Annotated in this window: 32 protein-coding genes; 10 read left to right on the plus strand and 22 right to left on the minus strand. The window is 51.2% G+C overall.

The window, feature by feature from the left end; translation table 11 throughout:
* Positions 1–82: 82 nt before the first annotated feature.
* Both gtfA and KP014_RS01945 read left to right on the plus strand, forming a co-directional pair.
* Positions 83–1537, plus strand: a complete 1455-nt coding sequence (gene gtfA, locus KP014_RS01940; RefSeq protein WP_036591403.1) for a sucrose phosphorylase — start codon at positions 83–85, stop codon at positions 1535–1537.
* 102 nt (positions 1538–1639) lie between these two features.
* On the plus strand, positions 1640–2617 hold the full coding sequence (locus KP014_RS01945) for a LacI family DNA-binding transcriptional regulator (protein ID WP_036591402.1): 978 nt from the start codon (positions 1640–1642) through the stop codon (positions 2615–2617).
* A 42-nt stretch (positions 2618–2659) separates the two neighbouring features.
* On the opposite strand, the gene KP014_RS01950 is transcribed toward KP014_RS01945, so the two are convergent.
* Positions 2660–2914 carry a YciI family protein gene (locus KP014_RS01950; RefSeq protein ID WP_036591400.1) on the minus strand — a complete coding sequence of 85 codons (255 nt, stop codon included), beginning with the start codon at positions 2912–2914 and terminating at the stop codon, positions 2660–2662.
* A gap of 226 nt (positions 2915–3140) precedes the next feature.
* Between KP014_RS01950 and KP014_RS01955 the strand changes: the two genes are divergently transcribed.
* The gene (locus KP014_RS01955; protein ID WP_090833857.1) at positions 3141–4163 is read left to right on the plus strand and encodes an LLM class flavin-dependent oxidoreductase; all 1023 of its coding nucleotides are present in this window, start codon (positions 3141–3143) and stop codon (positions 4161–4163) included.
* Positions 4164–4225: 62 nt separating this feature from the next.
* Complete coding sequence (gene pepT, locus KP014_RS01960) at positions 4226–5458, plus strand: peptidase T (protein WP_036604642.1); 1233 nt, start codon at positions 4226–4228, stop codon at positions 5456–5458.
* 101 nt (positions 5459–5559) lie between these two features.
* On the opposite strand, the gene KP014_RS01965 is transcribed toward pepT, so the two are convergent.
* The 8 genes from KP014_RS01965 to hxlA all read right to left on the minus strand — a co-directional run bounded on the left by KP014_RS01965 (position 5560) and on the right by hxlA (position 10424).
* Positions 5560–5940 carry a winged helix-turn-helix transcriptional regulator gene (locus KP014_RS01965; RefSeq protein ID WP_036604631.1) on the minus strand — a complete coding sequence of 127 codons (381 nt, stop codon included), beginning with the start codon at positions 5938–5940 and terminating at the stop codon, positions 5560–5562.
* Between the two features lie 192 nt (positions 5941–6132).
* A complete protein-coding gene (locus tag KP014_RS01970; RefSeq protein WP_090833858.1) occupies positions 6133–6303 on the minus strand; it encodes an aspartyl-phosphate phosphatase Spo0E family protein in 171 nt (56 codons plus the stop codon).
* 186 nt (positions 6304–6489) lie between these two features.
* Positions 6490–7086: a response regulator transcription factor gene (locus tag KP014_RS01975; protein ID WP_036604629.1), complete on the minus strand. Its 597-nt coding sequence runs from the start codon at positions 7084–7086 to the stop codon at positions 6490–6492.
* 24 nt (positions 7087–7110) lie between these two features.
* Positions 7111–8106: a sensor histidine kinase gene (locus tag KP014_RS01980; protein ID WP_036604627.1), complete on the minus strand. Its 996-nt coding sequence runs from the start codon at positions 8104–8106 to the stop codon at positions 7111–7113.
* 11 nt (positions 8107–8117) lie between these two features.
* The gene (locus KP014_RS01985; RefSeq protein WP_036604625.1) at positions 8118–8405 is read right to left on the minus strand and encodes a hypothetical protein; all 288 of its coding nucleotides are present in this window, start codon (positions 8403–8405) and stop codon (positions 8118–8120) included.
* Between the two features lie 3 nt (positions 8406–8408).
* The gene (locus KP014_RS01990) at positions 8409–9041 is read right to left on the minus strand and encodes an HAD hydrolase-like protein (RefSeq protein ID WP_036604623.1); all 633 of its coding nucleotides are present in this window, start codon (positions 9039–9041) and stop codon (positions 8409–8411) included.
* A 185-nt stretch (positions 9042–9226) separates the two neighbouring features.
* Positions 9227–9784 carry a 6-phospho-3-hexuloisomerase gene (gene hxlB / locus KP014_RS01995; RefSeq protein WP_036604621.1) on the minus strand — a complete coding sequence of 186 codons (558 nt, stop codon included), beginning with the start codon at positions 9782–9784 and terminating at the stop codon, positions 9227–9229.
* A gap of 7 nt (positions 9785–9791) precedes the next feature.
* A complete protein-coding gene (gene hxlA, locus KP014_RS02000) occupies positions 9792–10424 on the minus strand; it encodes a 3-hexulose-6-phosphate synthase (protein WP_036604619.1) in 633 nt (210 codons plus the stop codon).
* Positions 10425–10770: 346 nt separating this feature from the next.
* On the opposite strand from hxlA, the gene KP014_RS02005 reads away from it, so the two are divergent.
* On the plus strand, positions 10771–12183 hold the full coding sequence (locus KP014_RS02005; RefSeq protein ID WP_051500672.1) for an MATE family efflux transporter: 1413 nt from the start codon (positions 10771–10773) through the stop codon (positions 12181–12183).
* Between the two features lie 162 nt (positions 12184–12345).
* On the opposite strand, the gene KP014_RS02010 is transcribed toward KP014_RS02005, so the two are convergent.
* On the minus strand, positions 12346–12624 hold the full coding sequence (locus KP014_RS02010; protein ID WP_036604618.1) for a hypothetical protein: 279 nt from the start codon (positions 12622–12624) through the stop codon (positions 12346–12348).
* 410 nt (positions 12625–13034) lie between these two features.
* On the minus strand, positions 13035–13268 hold the full coding sequence (locus tag KP014_RS02015; RefSeq protein ID WP_090833859.1) for a GGDEF domain-containing protein: 234 nt from the start codon (positions 13266–13268) through the stop codon (positions 13035–13037).
* Here KP014_RS02015 and KP014_RS02020 point away from each other — a divergent pair, their 5' ends adjacent.
* Complete coding sequence (locus KP014_RS02020; RefSeq protein WP_090833860.1) at positions 13269–13520, plus strand: hypothetical protein; 252 nt, start codon at positions 13269–13271, stop codon at positions 13518–13520.
* 90 nt (positions 13521–13610) lie between these two features.
* Here KP014_RS02020 and KP014_RS02025 read toward each other — a convergent pair whose 3' ends face one another.
* From KP014_RS02025 to KP014_RS02060, 8 genes are all read right to left on the minus strand, one after another.
* Positions 13611–13859, minus strand: coding sequence for a type B 50S ribosomal protein L31 (locus tag KP014_RS02025; RefSeq protein WP_025336995.1), 249 nt, complete (start codon positions 13857–13859; stop codon positions 13611–13613).
* Between the two features lie 117 nt (positions 13860–13976).
* Positions 13977–14912: a GNAT family N-acetyltransferase gene (locus KP014_RS02030; protein ID WP_036604613.1), complete on the minus strand. Its 936-nt coding sequence runs from the start codon at positions 14910–14912 to the stop codon at positions 13977–13979.
* Positions 14912–15967, minus strand: a complete 1056-nt coding sequence (locus KP014_RS02035) for a potassium channel family protein (protein WP_343223042.1) — start codon at positions 15965–15967, stop codon at positions 14912–14914. Before KP014_RS02035 ends, KP014_RS02030 begins: the two co-directional genes overlap by 1 nt.
* A 52-nt stretch (positions 15968–16019) precedes the next feature.
* Complete coding sequence (locus tag KP014_RS02040; protein WP_036604611.1) at positions 16020–16412, minus strand: DUF350 domain-containing protein; 393 nt, start codon at positions 16410–16412, stop codon at positions 16020–16022.
* A complete protein-coding gene (locus KP014_RS02045) occupies positions 16409–16993 on the minus strand; it encodes a hypothetical protein (RefSeq protein WP_175491799.1) in 585 nt (194 codons plus the stop codon). Before KP014_RS02045 ends, KP014_RS02040 begins: the two co-directional genes overlap by 4 nt.
* Before the next feature lie 94 nt (positions 16994–17087).
* Positions 17088–18284 carry a glutathionylspermidine synthase family protein gene (locus KP014_RS02050; RefSeq protein WP_036604607.1) on the minus strand — a complete coding sequence of 399 codons (1197 nt, stop codon included), beginning with the start codon at positions 18282–18284 and terminating at the stop codon, positions 17088–17090.
* A complete protein-coding gene (locus tag KP014_RS02055) occupies positions 18281–19003 on the minus strand; it encodes a hypothetical protein (protein ID WP_246590621.1) in 723 nt (240 codons plus the stop codon). The genes KP014_RS02050 and KP014_RS02055 overlap by 4 nt, the downstream gene beginning before the upstream one ends.
* A gap of 32 nt (positions 19004–19035) precedes the next feature.
* The gene (locus KP014_RS02060; RefSeq protein WP_036587539.1) at positions 19036–19239 is read right to left on the minus strand and encodes a hypothetical protein; all 204 of its coding nucleotides are present in this window, start codon (positions 19237–19239) and stop codon (positions 19036–19038) included.
* A 285-nt stretch (positions 19240–19524) separates the two neighbouring features.
* On the opposite strand from KP014_RS02060, the gene KP014_RS02065 reads away from it, so the two are divergent.
* Genes KP014_RS02065 through KP014_RS02075 form a run of 3 tightly spaced genes read left to right on the plus strand, consistent with a single transcriptional unit; the run spans position 19525 to position 21169 of the window.
* Positions 19525–20082: a TetR/AcrR family transcriptional regulator gene (locus KP014_RS02065; RefSeq protein WP_175491791.1), complete on the plus strand. Its 558-nt coding sequence runs from the start codon at positions 19525–19527 to the stop codon at positions 20080–20082.
* Positions 20083–20086: 4 nt separating this feature from the next.
* Positions 20087–20473: a DMT family transporter gene (locus tag KP014_RS02070; RefSeq protein ID WP_036587535.1), complete on the plus strand. Its 387-nt coding sequence runs from the start codon at positions 20087–20089 to the stop codon at positions 20471–20473.
* A 60-nt stretch (positions 20474–20533) separates the two neighbouring features.
* Positions 20534–21169 carry an NAD(P)-dependent oxidoreductase gene (locus KP014_RS02075; protein WP_036587533.1) on the plus strand — a complete coding sequence of 212 codons (636 nt, stop codon included), beginning with the start codon at positions 20534–20536 and terminating at the stop codon, positions 21167–21169.
* Positions 21170–21188: 19 nt separating this feature from the next.
* Here KP014_RS02075 and KP014_RS02080 read toward each other — a convergent pair whose 3' ends face one another.
* Positions 21189–22514, minus strand: coding sequence for an MFS transporter (locus KP014_RS02080; RefSeq protein WP_036587532.1), 1326 nt, complete (start codon positions 22512–22514; stop codon positions 21189–21191).
* Between the two features lie 231 nt (positions 22515–22745).
* Here KP014_RS02080 and KP014_RS02085 point away from each other — a divergent pair, with 231 nt between their 5' ends.
* Positions 22746–23711 (plus strand): Gfo/Idh/MocA family protein, encoded by a 966-nt coding sequence (locus tag KP014_RS02085; RefSeq protein WP_036587530.1) that lies wholly within the window; start codon positions 22746–22748, stop codon positions 23709–23711.
* 49 nt (positions 23712–23760) lie between these two features.
* On the opposite strand, the gene KP014_RS02090 is transcribed toward KP014_RS02085, so the two are convergent.
* Positions 23761–24081, minus strand: coding sequence for an ArsR/SmtB family transcription factor (locus tag KP014_RS02090; RefSeq protein ID WP_036587527.1), 321 nt, complete (start codon positions 24079–24081; stop codon positions 23761–23763).
* On the minus strand, positions 24082–24516 hold the full coding sequence (locus KP014_RS02095; protein ID WP_036587525.1) for an SRPBCC family protein: 435 nt from the start codon (positions 24514–24516) through the stop codon (positions 24082–24084). It lies immediately after the preceding gene.
* Between the last annotated feature and the right edge of the window lie 43 nt (positions 24517–24559).

The raw sequence follows: 24559 nt of genomic DNA on the forward strand, positions 1-24559 counted from the left end.
TGTAACCGCTCTTATACTGAATATATCTTCTAGTCCCTTACTTGTTAATTAACCATTTCAAGCAGAACAGGAGCCGATAAAATTGACCATTAAAAATGAGATTATGCTGATTACGTACGCCGACAGCCTTGGCAAAAATCTGAAGGAGACCGCCGAATTGCTTTCCGCTCATTTCAAAGATATTGTTGGAGGCGTTCACATTCTGCCCTTTTATCCTTCCTCCGCCGACCGCGGATTCGCTCCGCTTACCTACGAGGAAGTCGATCCTGAGTTTGGAACCTGGAATGACGTCGCCAAGATTGCAAACGATTTCTATTTGATGTACGATTTCATGATTAACCATATTTCCCGCAGCTCGGCTTATTTCAAGGATTTTCAGCAGAACAAGGATACTTCCCCTTATCGCGATCTGTTCATCCGGTACAAGGACTTCTGGCCGGGCGGCGAGCCGACACAAGAAGACGTTGACGCCATTTACAAACGTAAGCCGCGGGCGCCGTACATTGATGTAACCTTTGCCGATGGAACAAGTGAGAAAATTTGGTGCACCTTCGACGAGGAGCAAATCGACCTTAATCTGTATACGGAAACAACGAAAAAGTTCGTGAAGGAACAGCTTCAGGGACTGGCCGAACGGGGCGCCTCGATCATCCGCCTGGACGCCTTTGCATACGCTACCAAAAAGCCGGGCACAAGCTGCTTCTTTATCGAACCGGACACCTGGGAAATGCTTGATGAGGTCAAGGCCATTCTGGAGCCGTACGGAACGGAGCTGCTTCCGGAAATACATGAGCATTACAGCATCCAGCTGAAGCTTGCGGACAAGGGGTATTGGGTATACGACTTCGCGCTGCCGATGCTTGTGCTGCATGCGCTGTACAGCGGGAAGTCGGAACGGCTGAATCACTGGCTGAACATCTGCCCGCGCAAGCAGTTCACCACGCTGGATACGCATGACGGCATTGGCGTTGTCGACGCCGCCGACTTGATGACCCCCGAGGAAATCGAGGAAACGAAGAACAACCTGTTCTCCCAGGGCGCCAATGTGAAGCGGGTCTACAATACGATGGCTTACAACAACCTGGATATCTACCAGCTCAACTGCACCTACTATTCGGCCCTGGGCGACGATGACGACGCCTATGTGCTGGCCCGCGCCATCCAGTTCTTTGCTCCCGGCATACCGCAGGTCTATTATGTCGGACTGCTGGCCGGTAAGAACGATATCGAGCTGCTGGAGCAAACAAAAGTCGGTCGCAACATCAACCGGCATTATTATACAAAGGAAGAAGTCGTAGAGAATCTGGATCGTCCCGTACTGAAGCGGCTGTTCGAGCTGATGAAATTCCGTAACAGCTACGGCGCTTTTGACGGTAATTTGACTGTGGTAGACAACGGCGGCGCCTCCAAATTAGAATTAATATGGACGAATGGACCGCTCCGTGCCACACTGTCCGCCGATCTTGCAACACGGGTGTTCACGGTGCATTACACGGATGAACACTCCGGCGAAGAGACGCTGCTGGCTGGAGTGTGATATAATCCCAATATTTATAAACATGCCCCTGCGGGACGCGCTTCACTGCCTGCGGCGGTAAATCGCGCTCCCTCTTCAGGAGCCCGGGACAGGAGCGATTGCATGCCCACCATTAAAGACGTCGCTTTAAAGGCCGGGGTCTCGGTTACCACCGTATCCCGTGTGCTGAATAACAGGGGATACTTGAGCGAAGAGTTAAAGAAAAAAGTATACAGTGCCATGGAGCAGCTCAACTACCGGCCCAATGAGCTGGCCCGCTCGCTCAGCCGCTCCAAGTCGAATATTATCGGACTGATTGTTCCGCATGCGGCTCATCCCTTCTTCGGAGAATTAATCAGCCATATCGAGGAGCACGCCTATCTGCACGGGTACAGGCTGCTGCTGTGCAACTCCCATCTGAACAGACAGAAGGAAGCGGAATACATCGATATGCTTCGCTCCAGCCGTGTCGACGGCATCATTCTGGGCAGCCACACGCTGGAGGTGGAGGACTATCGCCAGATTCACCTGCCCGTGGTTACGTTCGACCGGCGGATCAGCGCCGAGGTTCCTTATATTTGCTCCGATAACTACAAGGGCGGGGAACTGGCAACGAACCTGCTGGCCGACAAGGGCTGCCGCAAAATCGCCCATATCAGCGGCCATCCCCATCCGGACCTGCTCGCGCTTAAGCGGCTTGACGCCTTCAAGGAGATCGCCGCGCAGCGCGGGCTGCAGCATATAGAGATGCATACTGATTTGCACGGTTTCCATTTTACAGAGTATGAGCGTCTGACAGAACGGCTGCTCGCGGAGCATCCCGATGTGGACGGCATTTTTGCCAGCAGTGATATCATTGCCGCCTATGCGCTTAAAGTATGCCAAGTCAGAGGCCGCCGGGTGCCCCAGGATATTAAGATTGTCGGCTATGACGGCATTTCACTCCGCGGCGTGTTCTCTCCCGATCTCACAACCGTATCCCAGCCGATTGCGGAAATGGGCCAAAAAGCGGTCGATCTCATCATGGCCCAGGTGCAGGGCGATACCGTGCCGGTGGAAAATATCTTTCCGGTGCAGCTTATACAAGGCGGGACAACGTAGACGAACAATCCCTCAATTTCTATTGGGCGATTGTGGTATCTCCTAACGCAGGCGCCATTCTTTTACCGTTACTGTTGAAGAGCCTCTCCGAATGAGCGGGTCCGCATTGCCGATTTCTTCCGCTTCGGCAAGCGATGAAGCCAATATTAGATAAGCGCCGCCCGTAGTGTCTCCAAAAGGGCCGTACATTTCAAGACGGCCCTCCTTCTTTAACCGATCGAGATACTCATAATGCCCCGCAATATCCTCTGGATTGAAACATTCCGTTCTTTCAGTAATCAGCAAATATTTGTTCAATGTTGTTCCTCCCCCAAATTTATAAAATCTTCCTCTCCATCGTAACAGAATTAAGTGGGCGTGCGACCTTACTCTCTGCCGGACAACGGCAATTCAGTGTAGCCCCAGAGCTTACTTAAAGTATGTAAATGATGATTAGTTATGCTATAATCGCTGTACTGCACTGGTTTGCAGAGGTTAATACCGCTTGATGATATATATACCGCGTTGTATGGGAGGCTTGTACATGAAGCAGCTTCAAGATATACCTGTATCCGTACTGGACCTGGCTCCAATTACGGAAGAAGGCACAGCGGCGGACGCTCTTCGGAACGCGCTCGATCTGGCGCAGCATGCCGAGAGGTGGGGCTTCCGCCGCTACTGGCTGGCTGAGCATCATAACATGCCTGGCATCGCCAGCTCGGCCACATCGATCGTCATCGGGCATGTGGCGGCCGGAACGAAGCACATCCGCGTCGGCTCCGGGGGCATTATGCTGCCCAATCATGCCCCGCTGATGATTGCTGAGCAGTTTGGCACGCTGGAATCCCTGTTCCCGGGCCGGATCGATCTTGGCCTTGGCCGTGCGCCCGGCTCGGACCAGCCGGCTTCCCGTGCGATCCGCCGCGGCCTGGGCAGCGACGGCAGCGATTTCCCGGAGCAGCTGGCCGAGCTCCGGGCTTATTTCGATCCCGGCGCGGCGGACTCGCGCCCTCCGAGCGTAAGGGCTATTCCCGGCGAGGGCCTGAACATCCCGATCTGGCTGCTCGGCTCCAGCGGCTTCAGCGCAAGGCTGGCCGGCCAGCTCGGCCTCCCCTTCGCCTTCGCCAGCCACTTCGCGCCCGACTATCTGCTGCCCGCGCTTCATCTGTACCGTACCAGCTTCCGGCCCTCCGGGGTGCTGGACAAGCCGTATGCCATGGTCGGTCTTAGCGCCGTCGCGGCGGACACGGCCAGTGAAGCCCAGCGGCTCGCGACCTCCTCACAGCAGCAGGCGCTCAGCCTTATCCGCGGCCGCCCCGGCAAGCTGAAGCCTCCGGTGGGCAGCATGGAGGAGCTATGGAGTCCGCAGGAGCAGGCCATTGTCCTCGGCAGACAGCAGTATGCCGTTGTCGGCGATAAAGCCGCCGTTCGGGAGCGGATGCAGCAGATCCTGGAGGAAACGCAAGCTGACGAGTGGATCGTAACCTCGCAGATTTACGATCATGCGGCCCGTTTGCGCTCCTATGAAATTCTTACCGAAGCCCTCTCCGCGAAATCGCCCGAATAGGGTTTCCCTGCCGGACATGATAATATAAAAGTAGCTACGAAGATACAGGGGAGATGAAGAGTTTGAAACAAGAGGTTATGGAACGCTTTATTTCGTATGCCCGCATGGATACGCAGTCGGATGAGACCAGCGAGACCTGTCCTTCAACACCGGGACAATCGGTGCTGGCGCAGAAGCTTGCGGAAGAGCTGGCCGAAATCGGCTTGGAGGAAATTACGGTCGATGAGCACAGCTATGTGTTCGCTTCGCTTCCGCCCAACAGCGGCAAAGACGTTCCCGTCATCGGTTTTCTCGCTCATCTGGACACCGCGACCGAGATAACGGGCGCAGGCGTTCAGCCGCAGATTGTGGAATCCTATGACGGAGGCGATATCGTGCTGAACCAAGCGCTGAATGTCGTCCTTTCGCCAAAGAGCTTTCCGGAGCTCGCTGAATATGCGGGGCAGACACTGATTACGACCGACGGCACCACTCTGCTTGGCGCGGATGACAAAGCCGGCATCGCCGAAATAATGACAGCTATGCATTATTTGAAGCAGCACCCGGAAATCAAGCACGGCAAAATTCGGGTCGCCTTCACTCCTGACGAGGAGATCGGGCGTGGCGCGCATAAATTCGATGTCGCCGCCTTCGGCGCAAAGTTCGCTTACACGATGGACGGAGGACCGCTCGGAGAGCTGGAGTATGAAAGCTTCAATGCGGCTGCGGCACGGATAACCTTCCACGGCGTCAACGTCCATCCCGGAACGGCCAAGGGAAAGATGATCAACTCCGCCAAAATCGCCATGGCTTTCCACGAGCGGCTGCCCGCCGGGGAATCGCCGGAGTTCACGGAAGGCATGGAAGGCTTCTACCATCTGAATTCGTTCCAAGGCACCGTGGAAATCAGCCGGCTCAGTTATATTATCCGCGACTTTGACCGCGAGCGGTTCGAGGAACGGAAAGCGTTTATTCAGACATTGGCCGATGAATTCAGACAGACTTACGGAGAAGGCAGCATCGTGCTGGAGTTGAAAGACCAATATTACAATATGCGCGACAAAATCGAGCCCGTTCGCCACATCGTCGATATCGCCCATACGGCTATGACGAACCTCGGCATTACGCCGATTGTCCGTCCAATTCGCGGCGGCACCGACGGCTCCCAGCTGTCTTATATGGGGCTGCCGACGCCGAATATTTTTGCCGGCGGGGAGAACTTCCACGGGAAGTTCGAATATATTTCAGCCGATAATATGGTCAAAGCTGCCGAAGTGATTATCGAGATTGCCAAGCTGTTCGAACAGCAGGCCTGATCCACCTCTCGCTCCTCATGCAAGAAGCCTCCAAACCTTGGCTGAAATGCCAAGCAAGGAGGCTTCTTTATACGTAAAAGACGGTTGCTCAGACGATTTCTTTAAGCCTCTTCCTCATCCGGTCGTCCATCTTTCCAAATGACATTTTCCCCGTAGTTCTTGCCCCAGTCGTACATCATGCGCAGGACGGGCATCAGACTTTGGCCATATTCCGTCAAAGAGTATTCCACTCTCGGAGGGACCTCCGCATACACTTTGCGCAGCACAAGCTGATCCTCCTCCAGCTCCCGGAGCTGGTTCGTCAGCATCTTTTGCGTGATATGGGGAATGAGCTTTTTCAGCTCGCTGAACCGTTTCGTGCCGTCCAGGCCGAGATGCCATAGAATAATCAGCTTCCACTTTCCGCCGATGACGGCCAGAGTCAACTCTTTTTCACAGTTAATTTCCATAAGATTGATCCGGTCCTTGATCTCCGTTGCCATGCTCGCAGCCTCCTTTTGTTGATATCATACTACAAAAAAGAAACGCATGCCGCCCCGGAGAGGGCAAGTTCCGTGAGGACCTGGCGTAAGACATGGCGGTTTGGACTTTCAAGCGGGCAAGCTGCTGCGAACAATTCTTCAGGTTTAACCGTTTGTCCTGCATGAGAAACCGCTTATTGTCGTTTTCCACGTTCATGCAGTCGGCCCATTTTGTTGTTTTACTTTCCGGCGCAAATAAGTATTCAATAGCTTATCTAATTCTGCAGATTTATTAATCGTCCGTTGATCTTTAGTCCCATACATTTTTGCAAATAGATGGAGCACCACCCTCTTTTGTTCGATCATTTGTTCCAGCTCTTTCAAGTTGACCGCCTCCAAGTCGATTAGACGGTTGAAAACCCGAATAATTTAGAATGGCATTTGATATATTTCCAAGCAAAATCCCCGTACTGCTTTACAAATGGCTGATTGTGATACTGCTGAAGATCTTTCATTTTTCTATTATTATCCAATTGCCCATAAAAAGGGAGGTCCAAATTTATGGACCCCCTAAAAACTAATACCTTGCTCCTTAAGCTTATCTTTTACGAATCGAATTTGTTTTTTTATTGTGCTAATGGACTTATGGAGCTGCTCAGCAATCTGGGTCTTATTAAGACCTCTTGATCTTAGATCATACACTAGCCGTTCCGATGGAGTAAGAACTTTACTCAGCCTAATTTCTTTCAAATATTCCTTCCTTAAAACCTCAGAGCCGTCAGGATGAATATATATTTGGTTCATATGTGCATCCCGAATGGCACGTAATATGTCAACGAGACTACTTTTATTTATAAAATTTACGGCTCCACTTTCAAAAGACTGGGCTATGACTTCTTGCTCTTTTATCGCAGTTAACGCAATGACCTTATGGCCCGCTTGACTTAGAGCTCTAATTGCCATTAGACCGTCTAGATTCGCCCTGGATAAATTCAAATCCATCAATATAACATCGAATTCAAGAGACCTTGTTGCTTCAACAGCATCGGGCCCATTATCAATAATCCGTACGACCTCAATATCATTTTCTTTATTAATATATTTTGAAATATTATTTTGCCAGAAAGGTTCATCCTCAACTAAAATTACTCTGATCTTATTCTCCATAATACAACATCCCTTTCGAGAGTTTTATGCAGAAGTCACAATTCTCTTTTTGGGGAAGCGAAGGACAACGGAAGTTCCTATACCTTCATCACTGGTAATTGTAATTGTCCCTTGATGGGTTTTCATAACGTTGTAACAGAAGCTCAGCCCTAAACCATGATTTTTTGAATTTTTTTTGGTGGAAAAAAAGGGCTCCATGATCCTGGTTAGTTCTCCGTTTGGAATACCTATCCCACTATCCTCAATCTCAAGTGCGATCTCTGCTTTAATACGGTATAATTTAACCTTAATAAGCCCCTGATCACCTTGATTAATAGCTTCAATGGCATTACTAAGAATGTTTTTAATAACCTCGCCTAAAAGTACATCGTCACACTCCATTTCGACATCTTCTAAAAGACTGACTTCAATTTGTATTTTTTGTGCTTTAAGAACACCTTCAAATCCCTGAACAGAGGATAATATGATGTCATTCAAATTGTGACGGTCTTCTCTAAGAACAATTTCTTCGGTTTTGGATTTTATTCGCTCAACCATGTGGTCAATATGATCAATGGCTGGCAATGCCGATTTAATTGCTTCCTTTGCTTCTATAAGATCTTTCTTCTCAACGGCCTCCTGAGCGATGAGGAAAAAAAACTTGATTTTGTGAATTTCGTTTTTTATGGTGTGGTTAAGTACAGCCGTACCGGAACTCATGATTTGAAGAGATCGATCAAGAACCTGCTGCTCCACTTTCACTTTTAATCCAAAGACTCCGGATAAAAAAATATAGATCACAAACAGCAAATAACCTACTCCAAAAATCACGGGAAGAGTCATGAGGAATGTTTCATTTTTTATTTTAAAAGCAGCAGGTATATTATTGAAAATATAGACACCTAAATAGATCGGGACAACAATAACAAGTGCATTGAACTTGCTTTTTTTAATTGTTTGATGTTTTTCTGAAAACCATGATCTAAAAATTAGATAAGTGGCTACAAAATAGTAAGGAGTACACCAAATAAGCAAGAACATAAAATCAAGATCTAGCTCAGGATAAAAGTTATAGCATACATTAAAACTGCATACGGTGCTATAGATTGCCCCAAAAACTGAAAATATATAGAGAGTTCGTGCAAGAAAAAAATCACGGTTTCTTGGATTCCATTGTTTTTAAATGCAGGTATAGTTTCGTCTTTAAGAACACCCGATAATGCCCCTATTGAAGCACAGTAATTACAAAGCGCCAGCCATCGAATAGATTCGTTTTCTTTAGAGCGAGTGACAAGAAGTATTGTACCTATGATGAAACTGAAAAAGAAAATGAAAGACATCCTTTATTCTCCTTCGAGGAAACTCAAGATATCACCAGGCTTGGCAGCAATAAAAGCCGGCTTCCCTTGTTGAAGAAGTGTAGATGAATCATAGCCCCAAGTCACACCAATGCTTTTTATCCTTGACCGATTAGCAGCTTTGATGTCTCGTAGTTCATCGCCAACATAAATGAGATTCTCTTTTTTTAAGTTGAATTTTTTGCAAAACTGATTCAGGTCTCTAAATTTCGTAAATGGATTCGATGAAAAATACTCGTAATCAAAGAAATCCATTTGATTGTTTGGAAGAAACTCGCGGGTAGCCTTTTGGGAATTGGATGTAATAAAACCGATTTTAATATTCCGAGCCTTTAAATCATGAAGCAGCTTTGAAATTCCCTTCACGGCTTTCATCGTAGGGAAAGCATCCTGGTAACCTGCTTTAATTAACATTCCAACGATTGGCATCTGGTGCCAAGGTACCCCTAATAACTTACAACGATTTCGAATGGATAAGCGGCTAAGTTCTTCCACCTGGTCAGGTTGAATACTTCGGAATCCTTTAGTCACAGCGATCTGGTTAAATAGTTGAACGGCTAGTGATCTTGTATTCACCAAAACTCCATTAAAGTTGAATACAATGCATACTTGTTCCATATTACAATCCCCTTATTCTCAAATATTTTACATAAAATATTTATCTAATCCAGAAATACCTATTAATTCAAACCTATTCTATATAAAATAGTGAGTCAACGGTACTAAGTCCCTAATTTATACGAAAAGAAACCCTGCGTCTGAAAGACGTGGGTTTCCTGATTATCTGAACGCATGCCGCACAACTACTCCAGATTGGCATGCTTGCCGAACATTTGGGTTGTCGTTTGCCCCGTTTTATCCATTAGCCGCAATATAACGGCATCAAAGAACAGGAGGAGCGTCTGCTCAAACAGCGAGGCCATCGGCTGAATCGTTGAGCCGCTTCCTGCCGTTTGATCTTTCGCCGTTCCGGGAAGCTTCACCGTATCGTCGGCCAGACGTCCAATCGTCGACTCCGGGTTGATCGTAAGCGCGGCTACGCCCGCACCCAATGCCTTGGCTTTTTGCGCCATCGCAATCAAGCTCTGCGTCTCTCCCGAGCCGGAGCCGAGGATAAGCAAATCTCCCTCGGCGATACCGGGAGTCACCGTTTCTCCGACCACATAAGCATCCTTGCCCGCATGCATCAGCCGCATGGCAAATGCCCGTCCCATTAGACCGGATCTTCCTGCTCCCGCAAGGAATATCCGTTTTGCGCAAAGAACCTGTTCGGCGAGTTCCTCCGCTTCCTGCACGGGAATCCGGGAAACGGACCGCTGCAGCTCATTGATAATTTCCTCTGCGTATTGAACGGTGTTCATCGGGCGCTTAAGACTGACTGACAAGACGCTTCATTTCAGCAGCAGCAGCCTTTCTGTCAACTTGTCCGGTAATGCCTCCGCCTACGATGACAAGGTCCGGTTTCGCCTCGATCACTTCAGGCAGCGTGTCCAGCTTGATGCCTCCCGCGATGGCCGTTTTGGCCTGCTTGACCACACTCTTGATCGCCTGAAGGTCCTCAAAGGAGTTCTTGCCTTCGGCTTGATGATCATAGCCGGAATGAACGCAGATATAGTCAACGCCGAGAGCGTCCACTTCCGCCGCTCTGCCTTTGATGTCCTTGACGTTAATCAGGTCGACGAGAACTTCCTTCCCGCTTTTCTTGGCCTCTTCAACCGCGCCTCTGATCGTGGAGTCGTCGGAAACGCCGAGTACGGTAATAATATCCGCGCCCGCTTCAGAGGCTTTCATCACTTCGTAACCGCCCGCGTCCATAATCTTCAGGTCGGCTAATACCGTAAGCTGCGGAAAAGCGTCCTTGATCGCTTTTACAGCGTGCAGTCCTTCATTAATCACGATCGGAGTTCCAATTTCAACAATATCTATATAGTCGGCAACTTCCGCCACCACTTCTTTCGCTCCGGGGATGTCTACCAAATCAAGCGCCAATTGCAATTTCATAGGGTCACAGCTCCTTCGTGGTTTTATAATTTATTGCTACGCCTATTGTAGACAGTACATTTCCTTTTAGGAAGTAGGCACTTTGCCGTGGTGTAGTCACCTGGAGGATACTATTGTACAAAACCGAGCTTTTTCCGCTTATGAGTTTGACCGCAGCCCTCCAATGTAGTATCCGTAAAGCAAGTCAATTTTTACGCTAATCGGCGGCTAATCGGCAAAAAATTTCAGAAAACCATAATCTTTTGGTCACGTGGGAGAAAGGGATGATTTTAACGAAAAGCTGTGCTAATATTGTCCTTTGGAATCAACAGAGAATCCTGACTTTTACAAAAAGAAGGTGACCCTCATGGCTGCTGACACCGCTGTGAACAAGACGGAAAATGAAAGCCCCGCCCATGAAAAAATCAGTCTCGTCAAGCTGACCTGGCCGATCTTCCTCGAACTGTTCCTGTTCATGCTGATGGGCACGGTAGACACGTTTATGATCAGCTCCGTTTCGGACGATGCCGTATCCGGCGTAGGGGCGGCGAACCAGATCATCCAAATCGCGATCCTCGTGCTCAGCGTAGTCGGAAACGGCGCGGCCATCGTCATCTCCCAGTATCTCGGTTCCAGAAAGCCGCTTGAGGCGGCAGACGTTACCGCAAGCTCCATTACGCTCAGTCTGGGCTTAGGGGTGCTGCTCAGCATTATCTTCCTCGTGTTCGGGGGAACTCTGCTGTCCGTCCTTAACATTCAGGGCGATATTTGGGTCTACGGCCGGACGTACATTGTTATTGTCGGCGGTTTTATTTTTTTCCAGGCACTGATTAACGCCCTTGCGGCCACGATCCGCACCCACGGCTTCACCAAACAGACGATGCTGCTGTCGCTGCTTATGAACATTCTTCATGTGGTCGGCAACTACATTTTGATCTTCGGCCACTTCGGCTTCCCGGCGCTCGGCGTGCAGGGCGCAGCCATTTCAACCGTGCTCAGCCGCCTGATTTGCCTGTTCCTGTTCTTCCTGCTGATGTACCGGATCATGGAAGTGCGCATCAAGTGGTCTTCTTATATTCTCCTAAGCAAAAGCTACGTCATGAAAATACTGAAAATCGGCATCCCTTCCGCTTTCGAGTCGATTATTTACCAGGCATGCCAACTCGTGTTCACGCTGTATATCACCTATTTGGGCGCGGAAGCTTTGGCGACCCGCCAATATGCGCTTAATATTTCGAGCTATGTATACCTGTTCAGCATGGCGGTAGCTATGGGCACCTCCATTATCGTCGGGCACCTTGTAGGGGCGCGTAGGCCGCAGGAGGCTTACAAGAGAGTGTTCCAAAGCGTCAAATGGGCGCTGCTCGCCACCGTACTCATTGACGCGGTTGCCATCGCCTTCCGCATCCCGCTCTTCGGGCTGTTCACGGACAACGAGAACATCATTCTGATGGGGGCTCAGGTGATGCTGCTCAGCTTCCTGCTGGAGACGGGGCGGACCACCAACCTGATCATCATCAATTCCCTGCGGGCATCGGGGGACGCCCATTTTCCGGTATACATGGGGCTGATCTCCATGGTAATCATGAGTCTGCCCTTAGCCTATGTGCTCGTCTTCCAGCTTCATCTTGGCCTAGCCGGAGTCTGGCTGGCAAATGCGGCCGACGAGTGGCTGCGGGCGGTCATTATGTATTTCCGCTGGCGCAGCCGGGCCTGGGAGAAGCATGCCCTTGTTGAGCATGAGCCTGCCGAAGGAGAAACGAAACCGGCAATGGGATGATAATCTTGCGCGGTTCTCGTATCGAGCAGGTTTAGCGGCTGGGAAGCCGCTTAATTGGGAGGGCAAGCAGCCCTCTTAGCCTAATAGTGAATGCGCAAAAGCCGGTGCCTATGGCACCGGCTTCCTTGGCGTTGGCAAGAAACCCTGATCGGCTGCAGGAAATTAATCCAAATAACCAGCCAGTCCCTTATCCATCAAATAGTCCATCTCCGCATCCAAAATACCCTCCACCGTCAGCTCGTCCAGCTTCACATCGCGGCGGCTGAGCACGTAGTCGACCAGATCATCGCTGTCGATATCAACTTCACCCTTGACGTTAGCCTTGGCGCTGTTAATAAAGGTCTGCTCATGCTTCAGGATAAGGGCGATTGCCTTCGGATCGGCCTTCGTTTTACCTGCGATAAATCGAATCAATTCCTGCTCGTTTATATTCTCGTTCATAAATGTTCATCCTCCCGCTTGGACCTGCAAACCCATTGTAGCATAAGTCCGCCGGTTGCACGCATCCAAAAGAGCGGAGTATTCCACGAACTTCCATCACCGAATGTACTGGCGATATTTGGGTATATCAAGCTGCTATTTCTGCCTCAGGCATAGGATCATTAATGTAAGGTAAGCGAGATCTGCAAGTAAAAATAGTATCAACGATTCATCAGACATATCCTTTAATAGGACCCACATTTTCTCACCTTCACAAATGACATAATTTTCTTCCTTGTGGCAAATTATACCTCAAAAATCAGGTAGTGATAAAGCTTTTTTTCAAAATAAAGTAAAAAAAGACTAAGACCGCCTCACAGCAACGAGAAGCTTCAATCTATTCATTCGTTATATAAAGTCCATCATGCGTATCAGGAGACCGAGGAATGGCCGCCCACAGTCACTTTATTCTTGCCGTTTGTCTTCGATATGTATAAGGCTTCGTCCGCTTGACGGTAGAGCTGTTCAAAAGGCGTGTCCGGGTCTTCCGTATAAATCATCCCGATGCGGACTGTAAGATGGATGCTGCGCCCGCCTTCCAGCATGAGGGTGTGCCCAACCACGGCTCTGCGGATGGCCTCCGCCTTAATGATGCATACGGGCATTTGGCCGGCGATCAAGCGCTGGTATCGTTTTCCCGGAAAATTCGGAAGTTCTACCGCGTTCTGCTTATCCCGTTTGTAGTAAGGGAGCGGCTTGGCAGGTGGCAGTTTTTTCTGATATGGGTCGTGCTTTGGCTCGTATTCCGCCCATTCGTGCTGCTGTTCCTGCTCCTGTACGTACTGGCGTACTGGCTGAGCAAGCTGCTAGTCAAGGTGCAGGTGTTCGGCTGGAGATCGCTGTTCCGCAAAATATAAACGCGCAGCTTATACTTCCTTATACTTCAAAAAGGGGACCGTTCGCAGAAGGCAGAAGCCTTGGTACGAATGGTCCCTTTGGGCGGAATATTATTTCTTATAATTCAGACGTTGGTTAAACCGGTCGATACGGCCGCCGGTGTCGATGTTCTTCTGTCTCCCTGTATAAAAGGGATGGGAAGCGGAGCTGGAGTCGACCCGGATCACCGGATACGTATTGCCGTCCTCCCATTCCATTGTCTCGTTCGAAGACTTGGTAGAAGCGCTCAGGAACTTAAAGTCCGCGCTCGCGTCATAGAAGATGACCGGCTGGTATTTCGGATGAATGCCTTCTCTCATCATTAATCCCTCTTTCTGCATTTATTGAACATCTTGTTATAATTTACCCTTCTTTCGGGTAAAGATTTCACCAGAATGAACATTTTATTTTAAAACTTGCGTAAACCGCTTATTGCCTTACGATGGAGCGGCGTCCGTCAATGCCAGCTCCATATATAGCAGCTCATGGGCAGGAACAAGACCGGCCCGCTCCAGAGGAGCGGTAAAGAAGGTATCGGCTGCCGGAATATGAACGGCTCTTACCCCAGCGTCCTCCGGGATGCCGGCGAGCAGCCGGGATAGCAGCGTCTCCGCAATCGTCTCCGCGTCCAAGCAGCCGCCAACAACACCGCAAGGATAAATCAGCAGCACGGACAATTGGCCGTTCCCGGAATAGATCCGCCGGAATGAAATATACCCGGCCGTCTGCCCTTCCCGCTCGGCAATCAGGCAGCGTCCGCCCTTCAGGCTCAGCCAGTGGGTCTGCCACGGCCCGCGGTGGCGATAGAAGGGAAGGGCTGCCGCCTCGGCCACATCGATCTCCCGAACCTCAATCGCGGAAGCCTCAAAAGGGCCGTCCCCTGGCGGCTTTGTTCCTGGGAGACGCTCATAAAACCGCGTCATTCCCTTATCCACGTAGCCGCAGCGCTTATAAAGCGCAATGGCCGGCGTGTTCTGCACGAACACCTCCAGTGTCGCCAGATCGACGCCCTCCTCCCGGTAGCGCCGGATGCTCTCCTCCAGCAGCAGCCGTCCGCCTCCCTGGCCCCGGTAAGAGGCGGCGACGGCGGTGCCGCCGTTCCAGGCAACTTTGCACCCGTTCACCATCCGTATGCCGTTTAGGGTCAAGCCGAGCGGCCGCTCCCCGTCAAAGAGCACAATCGACTGTTCAGGCAGAATATCCTCATTGTGCATCCGGGAGATAAATGCCGATTCTTTCATGGACAAATCTACGTAATAGCCCTCAAATCCCGTATTCCATGCTTCCAGAACCGTCTTCAGCGATACTTCGCTCAGTGGTTTGATCATCGCCATAGTACTCTCCTCCACAGCAGCGATATCCTTGCTGTCCATCACCTTTTGCCTGCGATCTTCCGGTAGGTTGCCTCATCGGAGACGATATACAGCCTTGCCTCCGCCGGGATAGGATCATCCAGCTTGCGGTTGATGCCCAGATCGTGCCGGTCGGCGATTAGAGTTGCGCCTTGTTGCAGCAGGCCCTGAAACGCATCCCCGTAGGTCTTCCATGACCGGTCGACCGGCACCTCATAAATATCGTCGCCATGCGAGCGGCTGATGAGCTGCGCGATTACCTCGGGATTCCCCTCCTGCAGCGCGGCTCTTACCGCCAGCCGGGAAACGGCATCATGCGACAGCACGAACTCGTTGACCTGAACATGCCGGAAATTCTGCACATTCTTCTCCTGCATGATTTCCACCGTTGTATGTACATTCGGCGCAATGCGCTCGATGCTTGAGGCGATCAGCAGCGATTTGCCGTCCACCAGCGCGGTCTCGTCGATCCGTACATCTCCGAATATAATGGCCGCCCTCGCCTTGGGGAGGCCCGCCTTCACCAGAATTTCGTCGGAGGAAGGATCGCCGCTGATGAAATGAACCTGATTCATCTGCTCCAGCGGATGCTGGGCCGATTCGTCGATAATGACAATCTGGCCGTCCGGCGTATAGCTGAGAATTTCGCCTACCGCCGCCTGCGCTTTTTTACTCCAGTTGATGAGAATGACATGATTCGCTCCCAAAAATGACAACTTGCCCGCCCTCCTCTGCCTTCCGATTTCCGCGATAGAATCGATAACCTTTCCGATGACCAAGCTGAGCAGCCCGATACCGAAAATGTATAGAAAAATCGTAAATATTTTGCCGATGGCGGTCTTCGCGAAAAAGTCGCCGTATCCGACCGTTGCCATCGTCGTCATGACCCAATAGAACGAATTGAACCAACTGCCGAACGTATCCGGTTCAAGCACATAGGCGACCGTCGCGCTGAACACGACAAACAAGAGAATACTGAGGCCAATCGTTCTTTTCTTAATTTGGGTCATGATCGTGGACAGCTTTAACAAAAAGTGAATGGCAGTCGCCCCCTCGCGCTTTGCAAAAGCCCGCATAGCTGCCCACCGCTTGACGGCTTTAAGGACAGCCCTGCGGGCCTACAAATGGTTAAATAATCAGACTGCTGACCGCGAACGCGGTTCCGACAAAGACCAAGCATAGCAGCGTTCCCACCGCGACATTGCCTTGCTTCAGATGGTCGGAGATTTTAAAGCCGATCGTGACCATCTCGAAAATCCAGTAAGACGCCACCAGACAGACATAGCCGACCGCGAACCAGATTGCCATAAACCAGATCGACGAGTTCGTATAGGCCGCCACTCCCAGAATAATAGCCGTCGCCAGAAATTTACCGCCAAGCGCCAATCCTACGGCCACATTGCCGTTCTTCAGCTCTTCCATATCCTTGAACGGAGTCATCCAGCTAAAGATCAGCATGCCCAGCAGTTGAAGCACGATAATGAAAATTACACTAACCAGAATATTGACAACGACCGTCAATTCGCCCACCCCCGAAATTTTGCATACGCCAAATCATAATCCGCAAAATCATGAACCTCTTCCAGCACAACCGACACCGTCTTCTTCTTCGCCATCGCGGTGTAGCGCTTGTCGTCGATCGGCTGCTTGATCCGGTTGCCCGAAGGCAGCTCCACTACGGCAAAGTTTCTTGTCTTGTCTTTGTATTTTGTCTTATAGACGCCGATCAGGTCAACGTCCGTCGTAACCGACACCTTCAGGTTCTTCAGATCCGCTGTGGCCGATTTCAAATCTTTGTAGGACTTGATCGTGGACCAGGAAGACAGGCGGACCTGGTTCTTCTGATCGGCATCCGTCGTGATTTCGGCGTCCATATACTGGAGCGTATAGACTTTGTCCCCTGTCGCGTAATTGCCGTCATTGGGAAGCATTTCGTTATTGGGCAGGATGGTCATATCGCTGCCGATCAGGTCACCCACCGTACCCTCTACCACCCGGTAATCCCACGGCACCCGCGCTACGTCGCTGGTCGATGCCGCTCCGGAATCCGTAGAGAATACGCTGTCCGGATTGCTGGAGCAGCCAGCCAGAGCCAGCACCATCGCGATCAGCAGCAGGGAAACAAAGCGCAGCGGCAGCCCTCCGCGAAATCCTCTGTGGCGCGTTCCCGGCTTGTTATCTAAATTCTCGCGCAAATTATCTCACTCCCATTGCAATAAAATGGCTCGTATTTCCGGTAATGGGGCCTCCGCCCCGGCCCAGCAGTCCGCAAGGCTGTCCGTTGATCATGAACATACCGGTCAGCAGGTGAAGCTCGCCCGCTGAAGTCTGAATCCGGGACAGCTCCGCTCTCTTCTGGTATACGGAAGGAAACAGCACGCTGCTGTCGAATCCGTCCTTATCCTCGAGCTCAAGGCTTCCGGTCTCGTCATACATGCGCACCGAACCGCCCTCGCGCCCGAACATCGACTTGGACACGAAGTCCCCCGAGAATACAGGCTTGTTGTATGTAGGCAGGACGTATTTGGCGATCGCATCCCGCTCTTCCCCGCTGAACAAAAAGCCCAGCTCATACATTCCCCAGACCGCGGCGATCAATCCTTTGGATTGAAGCAAAATGCTATGGGGCGGGTTGAACAGCGTCAGGCTGCCGGTCTCCACCGCATAAGCCAAGGCCTCGCCGCCCTCATCTACCGCCATCCATTCTTTCGGGTAAAGGGCGAACATCCGATTAATAACGCGCCCCTGCCCGTCTTTGACCGTTCCTTCGTCAATTGTTAGCTCCAGACAGTCGACGCATTGTATATTTAGGCCGCTGTGCCTTATCAGCGCTTCGATTGTGCCGGAATCCTCCAGATGGCTTCCGTAGGCCACGCAGGCCGCGGTATCCGGCCGCTCCTCGCCCCAGGCTGCGGCTATAAGCTCCGGCATCCTGCTATTCACCGTCGGAACGTCCGCCTTCTGGCATGCCCACGGCGTCGCGATCGACGCCTCCACATAACCGGTCGGTGTATCGGCGTTCAGCTCCAGCAGCTTGATGCTGCCGTCCCCGCCCACGGCGAAGTCGAACCTCGCGTACCGGCTAATAAGCCCGGGCGTCGGAAGCGGCGAGGTATCCAGCATCTCCCACAGCACCTCCGGGATGCCCAGCAGGGCGTATAGATCATGTCTCCCGTGGATATAGCGCGCCGCTTTATCGAGAATCGCCCACAGCCGGGCGGAAGCCTCCTCAAGTTCCCGGTATGTGCTCTCCTGCATAACGGCGACTCCATCCAGCCAATATTCCTCGTCCTCCAGATCGGCCCAGGTAAAGCCCAGGCGGCTCAGCTCCTCCACCTTGGAGGCCCGGTCTTCGCCGGAATGCTCCAGCCACTGGAATACGGCCCCCGTCATCCGCCGAACCCGCTGCCGCTGCTCTTGCCCGAGCTGGACCGGGAGCCCCCGCCGAGGCTCGATTTCGAGCTTGATCTTGAGCTCGACGATGAACTGGATGAGCTCAGGCCGCTAGATGTTCCGCCGATGCCGCCTGCCTTGGAAGACGTCGACCGTCTCGTAATGGTCCCCGTCGTGGAGGTCGAGGTCTTCGGCTTCACAACGGATCCAGTCACCGGTTTGTTCTGGAACTTGGTGCTGTCATAAGTGCGCGGTTTATAGACCGTCCGTGTGCCCCCATAATAGGTCGGACGGTGATCATACCATCTGCTCGGCGAATAGCTGGAGCCCATATTGAACAGCATGTGATACAGCAGCAGATCGTCCCAGCCGAAGCCGGAGTTATAGCCGCCGTAGTTGTTAATGACCGTTGTCCCGTTCGATGTGGCGACGCCCGGCGCAGCGGTTGGCTGAGCCGCTTCACCCGTCTCTTCGGGATATGGGATGTTCCAGTCGACATTTTTGTCAAAATAGGCTTTAACCTCTTCCGTAGACCAGGACACGAGCGTCGGCTCGTCAGCCGATGAGCTGCCGCTTGCCGCCGTGGAGCCAGGAACAAACAGCGCATTAGCCAGCAGGGCGATACCTAGCGAAGTCGACAGCACGCGGGCCGGTTTGCCGCTCAGGTCAACCCCTTTTCCCTCCAGCGATTTATTTTCAGTTTCTTCTTCTCTACCCAAAGCGGGTGCCTCCCTTGATTATAATCTTAGCCTCATTCGGTACGCATCGGAACGAGCAGCAGCTCAAGCTTGCCTTCGTCCACATTCAGCCTGCCTTCCACCGTTTCAAATTCGCGGCCTCCGACTACCAAATAGTTGACATGCTCCAGCGCAGCGACCATATTAGCGCTCCATACACGCTCCTCGATCGCATTAAGCGCGCCATCCGGCATTTTTTCATATAAAATAACGCTCATTCCATTTTCCAAGAGAATATCATTCCCCTCATGATTCATTTGTACCTTTAATACGCGAAACGTCGGCCTAATGTTTCATTTTGGAACAGTTGGGGGCAATGTAAAACCTTCCCATAACAGAATAAGCGTCTTGTCCTTCATAGGCAATCCTTTTCTTTGGCCGATTGAGGAGATACCCTTATGAACCGTACTTTTGACAAGAGAATCTGCCCAGAAGTAAAATACAGAAACAAAAATATTTTCCTCATTTTCTTTATCTGTGAGAAGGGAGCTTATTGCCTGGTTATGATGAAGCATAGAATGCTTGATCTAGCTAAACAGCAAATTTCTAAAAGAGGCTTTCGGTTTACGATGGCAGAAATGGCCAAGCAGTGCGGGATCAGTACAAAAACGATTTACGAATGTTATGCCTCGAAGGAAGAATTAATCCGTGAACTGGTGGAACAGGCCATCGATGAAGTCAAAGAGCGTGAACAGGCTATTCTGAATGACCCGAAGCTGGGCACGATGGAAAAATTGCAAGACTTGCTTGTGCTGCTACCGCAGGATTTTCAATTTTTTGATATCACTCGCTTGTACGAGCTGCAGCGGTATTACCCTGAGGTGTGGAATACGTTGAACTCCTTTATGGAGGAGCAGTGGGACGGGGTGGTGCAAATGATCGGGGAAGGCCAGGCTGAAGGGCTGCTGGAGAAATTCAATACGGCTTTGTTTATACAGATGTACATCGGCGGACTGCACCGGTTGATGGAGCAAGCCTCCACAAATCCGGGCGGGCTGACCCTTCGGGAAGCGCTGGACGAACTGGTGGACATTTTGTTAAACGGAATCAAAAGGAGGTAATATCATGCACTGGTACTTGCTCTTCATGGCAATAGCCGCGGAAGTCGCGGGCACTACTTTTATGAAGCTTTCTGCGGGATTTACGAAGTTAGTTCCCTCCATCCTGCTCGTTGTCTGTTATCTGGTTAGCCTGTCCATGCTGAATCTTGCGCTTAAGGGCATCTCCGTGAGTGTTGCCTATGCCATTTGGTCGGGTGTGGGGACCGCTTTTGTGGCGGGAATCGGCTGGGCGCTGTTCGGCGAACAGATCACGGCGTTCAAGGTCGTATGCATTGTGCTGATTATTGCGGGGGTAGTCGGCTTGAATCTGAGAGAGGGAAGCCATGGGAAGACGGAAATTTCAAGCCGCCAGGAGGTTTCGACAAACATAACGGCGCTAAAGAAGAAATGAAGATGGGCGATGCGCTCCAGGAGACCATTTTTATAACTAGACGTTTAGGGGGAGACTGCTTTGAAGACATCTCATCAAATTGCAATTATCGGGGGCACGGGCACAGCAGGCCGTTACCTCGCGCAAAAAGCGCTGGAAAGCGGCCACCGCGTTCGCATGCTCGTCAGGAATCCGGAAAAATTGACCTATCACGATAACAGAATACAGATTACCGTCGGAGATGCCCGAGACGTAAGCTCTATTCGCTCTCTGCTGGAAGGCTGCAATGTTGTTATTAATACGTTCGGACAACCTGTAAAGGCTCTGCCGCTGTACAGTGAAATAACCAGTAATGTCCTTGCTGTAATGAGTGAGTACGGCATTCGCAGGTATATTGGCGTTACCGGCGGGTCTCTTAACGTAGATGGCGACCGCAAGTCATTGATCAATCGGGTGGCGTCAAAATGGTTTGAAATCCTGCTCCGTAAGATGATCATAGATAAGAAGAAGGAACTAGCCCTTCTGATGAAAAGTGATATCGAATGGACGCTTGTGCGTTTACCCATTGTAGTTGAAGGTTCGGGAACGGGGATAATGAAGGAGAATTTAACGGATGTACCCGGCAGAACGATGACGAATGAAGATATAGCAAAATTTCTCATTAGCCAGATCGATGATAAGAAGTATGTAAGAAAGACTCCGTGTATTTCAAACTGACGTAACATTCCATCGTTCCTCATCCAAGGCTGGTTTCGCGCACTCTCCCACTCCGGTACCACTGTACAAGTCCGAGCGAAACCAAGCTGACTGTAAGCAGCAGCCAATACACATGCCGGTATGCGCTCGCCGGTCCGGCATTCCGCTGGACATGCAGCAGCAGCCCGCATACCGCAACCGAAACGGAACCGCCGAAGAATTGAATCAGCTGCAGAAGCCCCATGCCCGACCCGATCATTTCACGGGGGAGCAGCTGGCTTGCTTCATTGTTCAGAGACGCCAGCGTCGCGGAAAATGAAGGTGAGAAGATTACATAACCGAACAGGATGACAAGCGGCGACGAAGAAAGCGCTGAGCTGAACAGAGTCATTACGGCTACGAGCAGGACATGACCCAGCAGCAAAAAGCGAAGGTTGCCGTATTTGTCGATCCAATGCCCGACGAAGCGGGTCAGGAACGCGGACAGTATGGCTCCGGGCGCAATCATGAGGCCAATGGTCAGCGGCGATTGATCAAATACATTTGCCAGCGCCAGCGGCATCAGGAACAGATTCCCCAAATTCAGCACGAGAGCACAGAAGCCGATAATGACCAGCTTGCCGTAACCCGGATTCGCAAACAGCTTGGGGCTGATGAAGGGCTGCTTCGTTCTCTTCAGATGCCAGGCGTGCGCGCCAAAAGAAGCCAGGCTGACCGCCAGCCAAACCGCCGACCTTCCGGTGATGGCGGCAAGCAGCGTGGCCGCGTTAACGACGAGTAGAACCGCTCCGATCAGGTCGAAGGCCGCCGGGCGCGGCTGCTCTTTGGGGAGCAGAAAGATGAGAACCGGCATTACCAGAAGCACCAGACATGTAATGGCGAACAGGCCGTTCCAGCCAAAATACTCACTAATGAGACCGCCGACGATCGGCCCAAGGCCGAAGGCCATGGCGCTGCCCGCCGAGATCATCGCAATCGCCGCGCCGCGGCGCTCTATCGGAATGTACCTGCTTGCGAGCACAAGGCCAAGTCCGGCCATAACGCCCGCTCCTGCCGATTGCAGAATCCGGGTAAGCAGCAGCAGGTGGAAATCATGCGCGAAAATGCCTAGCACAGAAGACAGGCCCAGCGTCGTGAGCCCTATGATGAGCAGTCTGCGGAGCGGCACGAGGTCGGAGAGCCTGCTGTAAATTACCGTCGATAACGCGTATCCGATGGAATAGCTGGAAATAACCCACGACCCAAGGTCGGCTGAAATATGAAGATCCCCGATAATGCTGGGGAGCGATACGTTGAACATCGTCGTATTCATTACTACAATAAAGAGGCAAAAGGTCCACAGCGGCATTACAACTTTGTCATTCATAAGCTATTAGTCATTCCCTTGATTTATATCGATCTTATTAAAAAATGGCGCGCCCTATATACTACACGCTATACCGTATCCTTACAAGGTGGCGCTCTGAATAATTGACCCGCATGATTTGACAGATAAACCGCTGGGTTATATACTCTAGGCGGATGTTTAGCACTTTTTTTAGTAAAATGCACATATGTGCCTCGAACCTGCCCAACCACGCGAAACGGAGGGATTTTCATGAGTAAAGTCAAGTGGGCCATTATCGGACCGGGCGGCATTGCCCAGGAATTCTCCGAGGCTCTTAAGAAATGCGGCGGCACGCTGTACGCGGTGGGATCGCGCAGTCTGGATAAAGCACAGCACTTTGCCGAACAATACGGGGCGGACAAAGCATACGGCGATTATAATGAAATGCTGCAGGACCCCGAAATCGATGCGGTCTACGTATCCACACCCCACAGCAATCACTATGAATATATTATCGAAAGTCTGAAGCACGGCAAGCATGTGCTCGCGGAAAAAGCGATTACCGTTAACATCACCCAGCTTCGTGAAATCGCGGCTCTGGCCGAGGAAAAAGGTCTGGTCGTGGCGGAAGCAATGACCATCTATCATATGCCATTGTATGACAAGCTGCGGCAAATCGTAGACTCCGGCAAAATTGGCCCGCTCAAAATGATCCAGGTCTCCTTCGGCAGCTATAAGGAATACGACGTGAATAACCGGTTCTTCAACAAGGATCTGGCCGGGGGAGCGCTGCTCGATATCGGCACCTACGCCTTGTCGTTTGCCCGGTTCTTCCTGTCAGCTCAGCCGAAAGAGATTCTTACGACCTTCAAACCGTTCGAGACCGGCGTAGACGAGCAATCGGGCATTCTCCTGAAGAATGATGCCGACGAGATGACGGTTATCTCCCTGACGATGCGGGCCAAAATGCCGAAAAGAGGCGTTGTCGCAGGAGAGAATGGATTCATCACCGTGGACAACTTCCCCCGTGCCTCCAAAGCCGTTATTCAGTATCTTGACGGAACTTCGGAAACGATTGAAGCCGGGGATACAGATGAAGCTATCCAGTATGAAATCAAGCATATGGAGCAGGCTATTGCGGCAGGCAGCAGCGGCACGCTTCAGTTGTCCCTGGACGTTATGGAAATCATGAGCAATGTCAGAGGGCAGTGGGGCATTACCTATCCTTTTGAATGAATCAAAAAACCGGTCAATACACGAAATTATCGTGGATGACCGGTTTTGTTTAGTTCTCCTTTTCGGCGATATGCTTCAGGATGGACAGCTTGTTGCTCCAGAACCGCTCATAGTAGGACAGCCATTCCTGAAGTTCCTCCAGCGGCTCGGGATGCAACCGGTACAGCTTCTCTCTCCCGACCTTCCGGCCGCTGACCAGCTTTGCTTCTGACAGAATATGCAGGTGCTTGGCAATAGCTGTGCGGCTTACCGTGAAATGAGCGGTAATTTCAGAGATGGGCCTTTCTTTCTCGGATAGCAGCCGAAGCACTTGTCTGCGGGTCGGATCGGCAATCGCCTGGAATACGTCATGCTTCTCCGCTGCAGCCATTTAGGCTTCAACCGCCTTTTTCAGCCGCTCTTGCACAATCGATACCCAGCCGCCCGCCATCCGGCCATGAATGACTGAACTTTTCTCGCCCGCTTTACCAATGAGCTCATCAGACTGCTTCCATCCGCCATGAATAAGCGTAAATTCCGTCTTCCCATCCAGCTCTTGTAATTGAAAAGAAACCGTCCACCCTTCAGTATCCCAGGTGAAAGCCAGTCTATGAGGCGGATCAAGCTCTGTTACTTTGCACGGCGATGGTCCGAAAGGAGATTGCAGATGAAATTCATGACCGATTTCCGGCTGAAAGTCATTTGGCATAAACCACGCGGCGATTCCTTCGGATGTCGCTACTTTATTCCAAACCTGCTCAATCGGCGCATCAATAATGACCGTTTGCACAATATCCGGCAAGGCGCCCTGATGTTTATCTTCCATAAGTTATCCCTCTTTCGCGGCTTTTTGAAATAACACCTTTTGG

It is taken from the genome of Paenibacillus sophorae, assembly GCF_018966525.1.
GTDB lineage: Bacteria > Bacillota > Bacilli > Paenibacillales > Paenibacillaceae > Paenibacillus_AQ > Paenibacillus_AQ sophorae.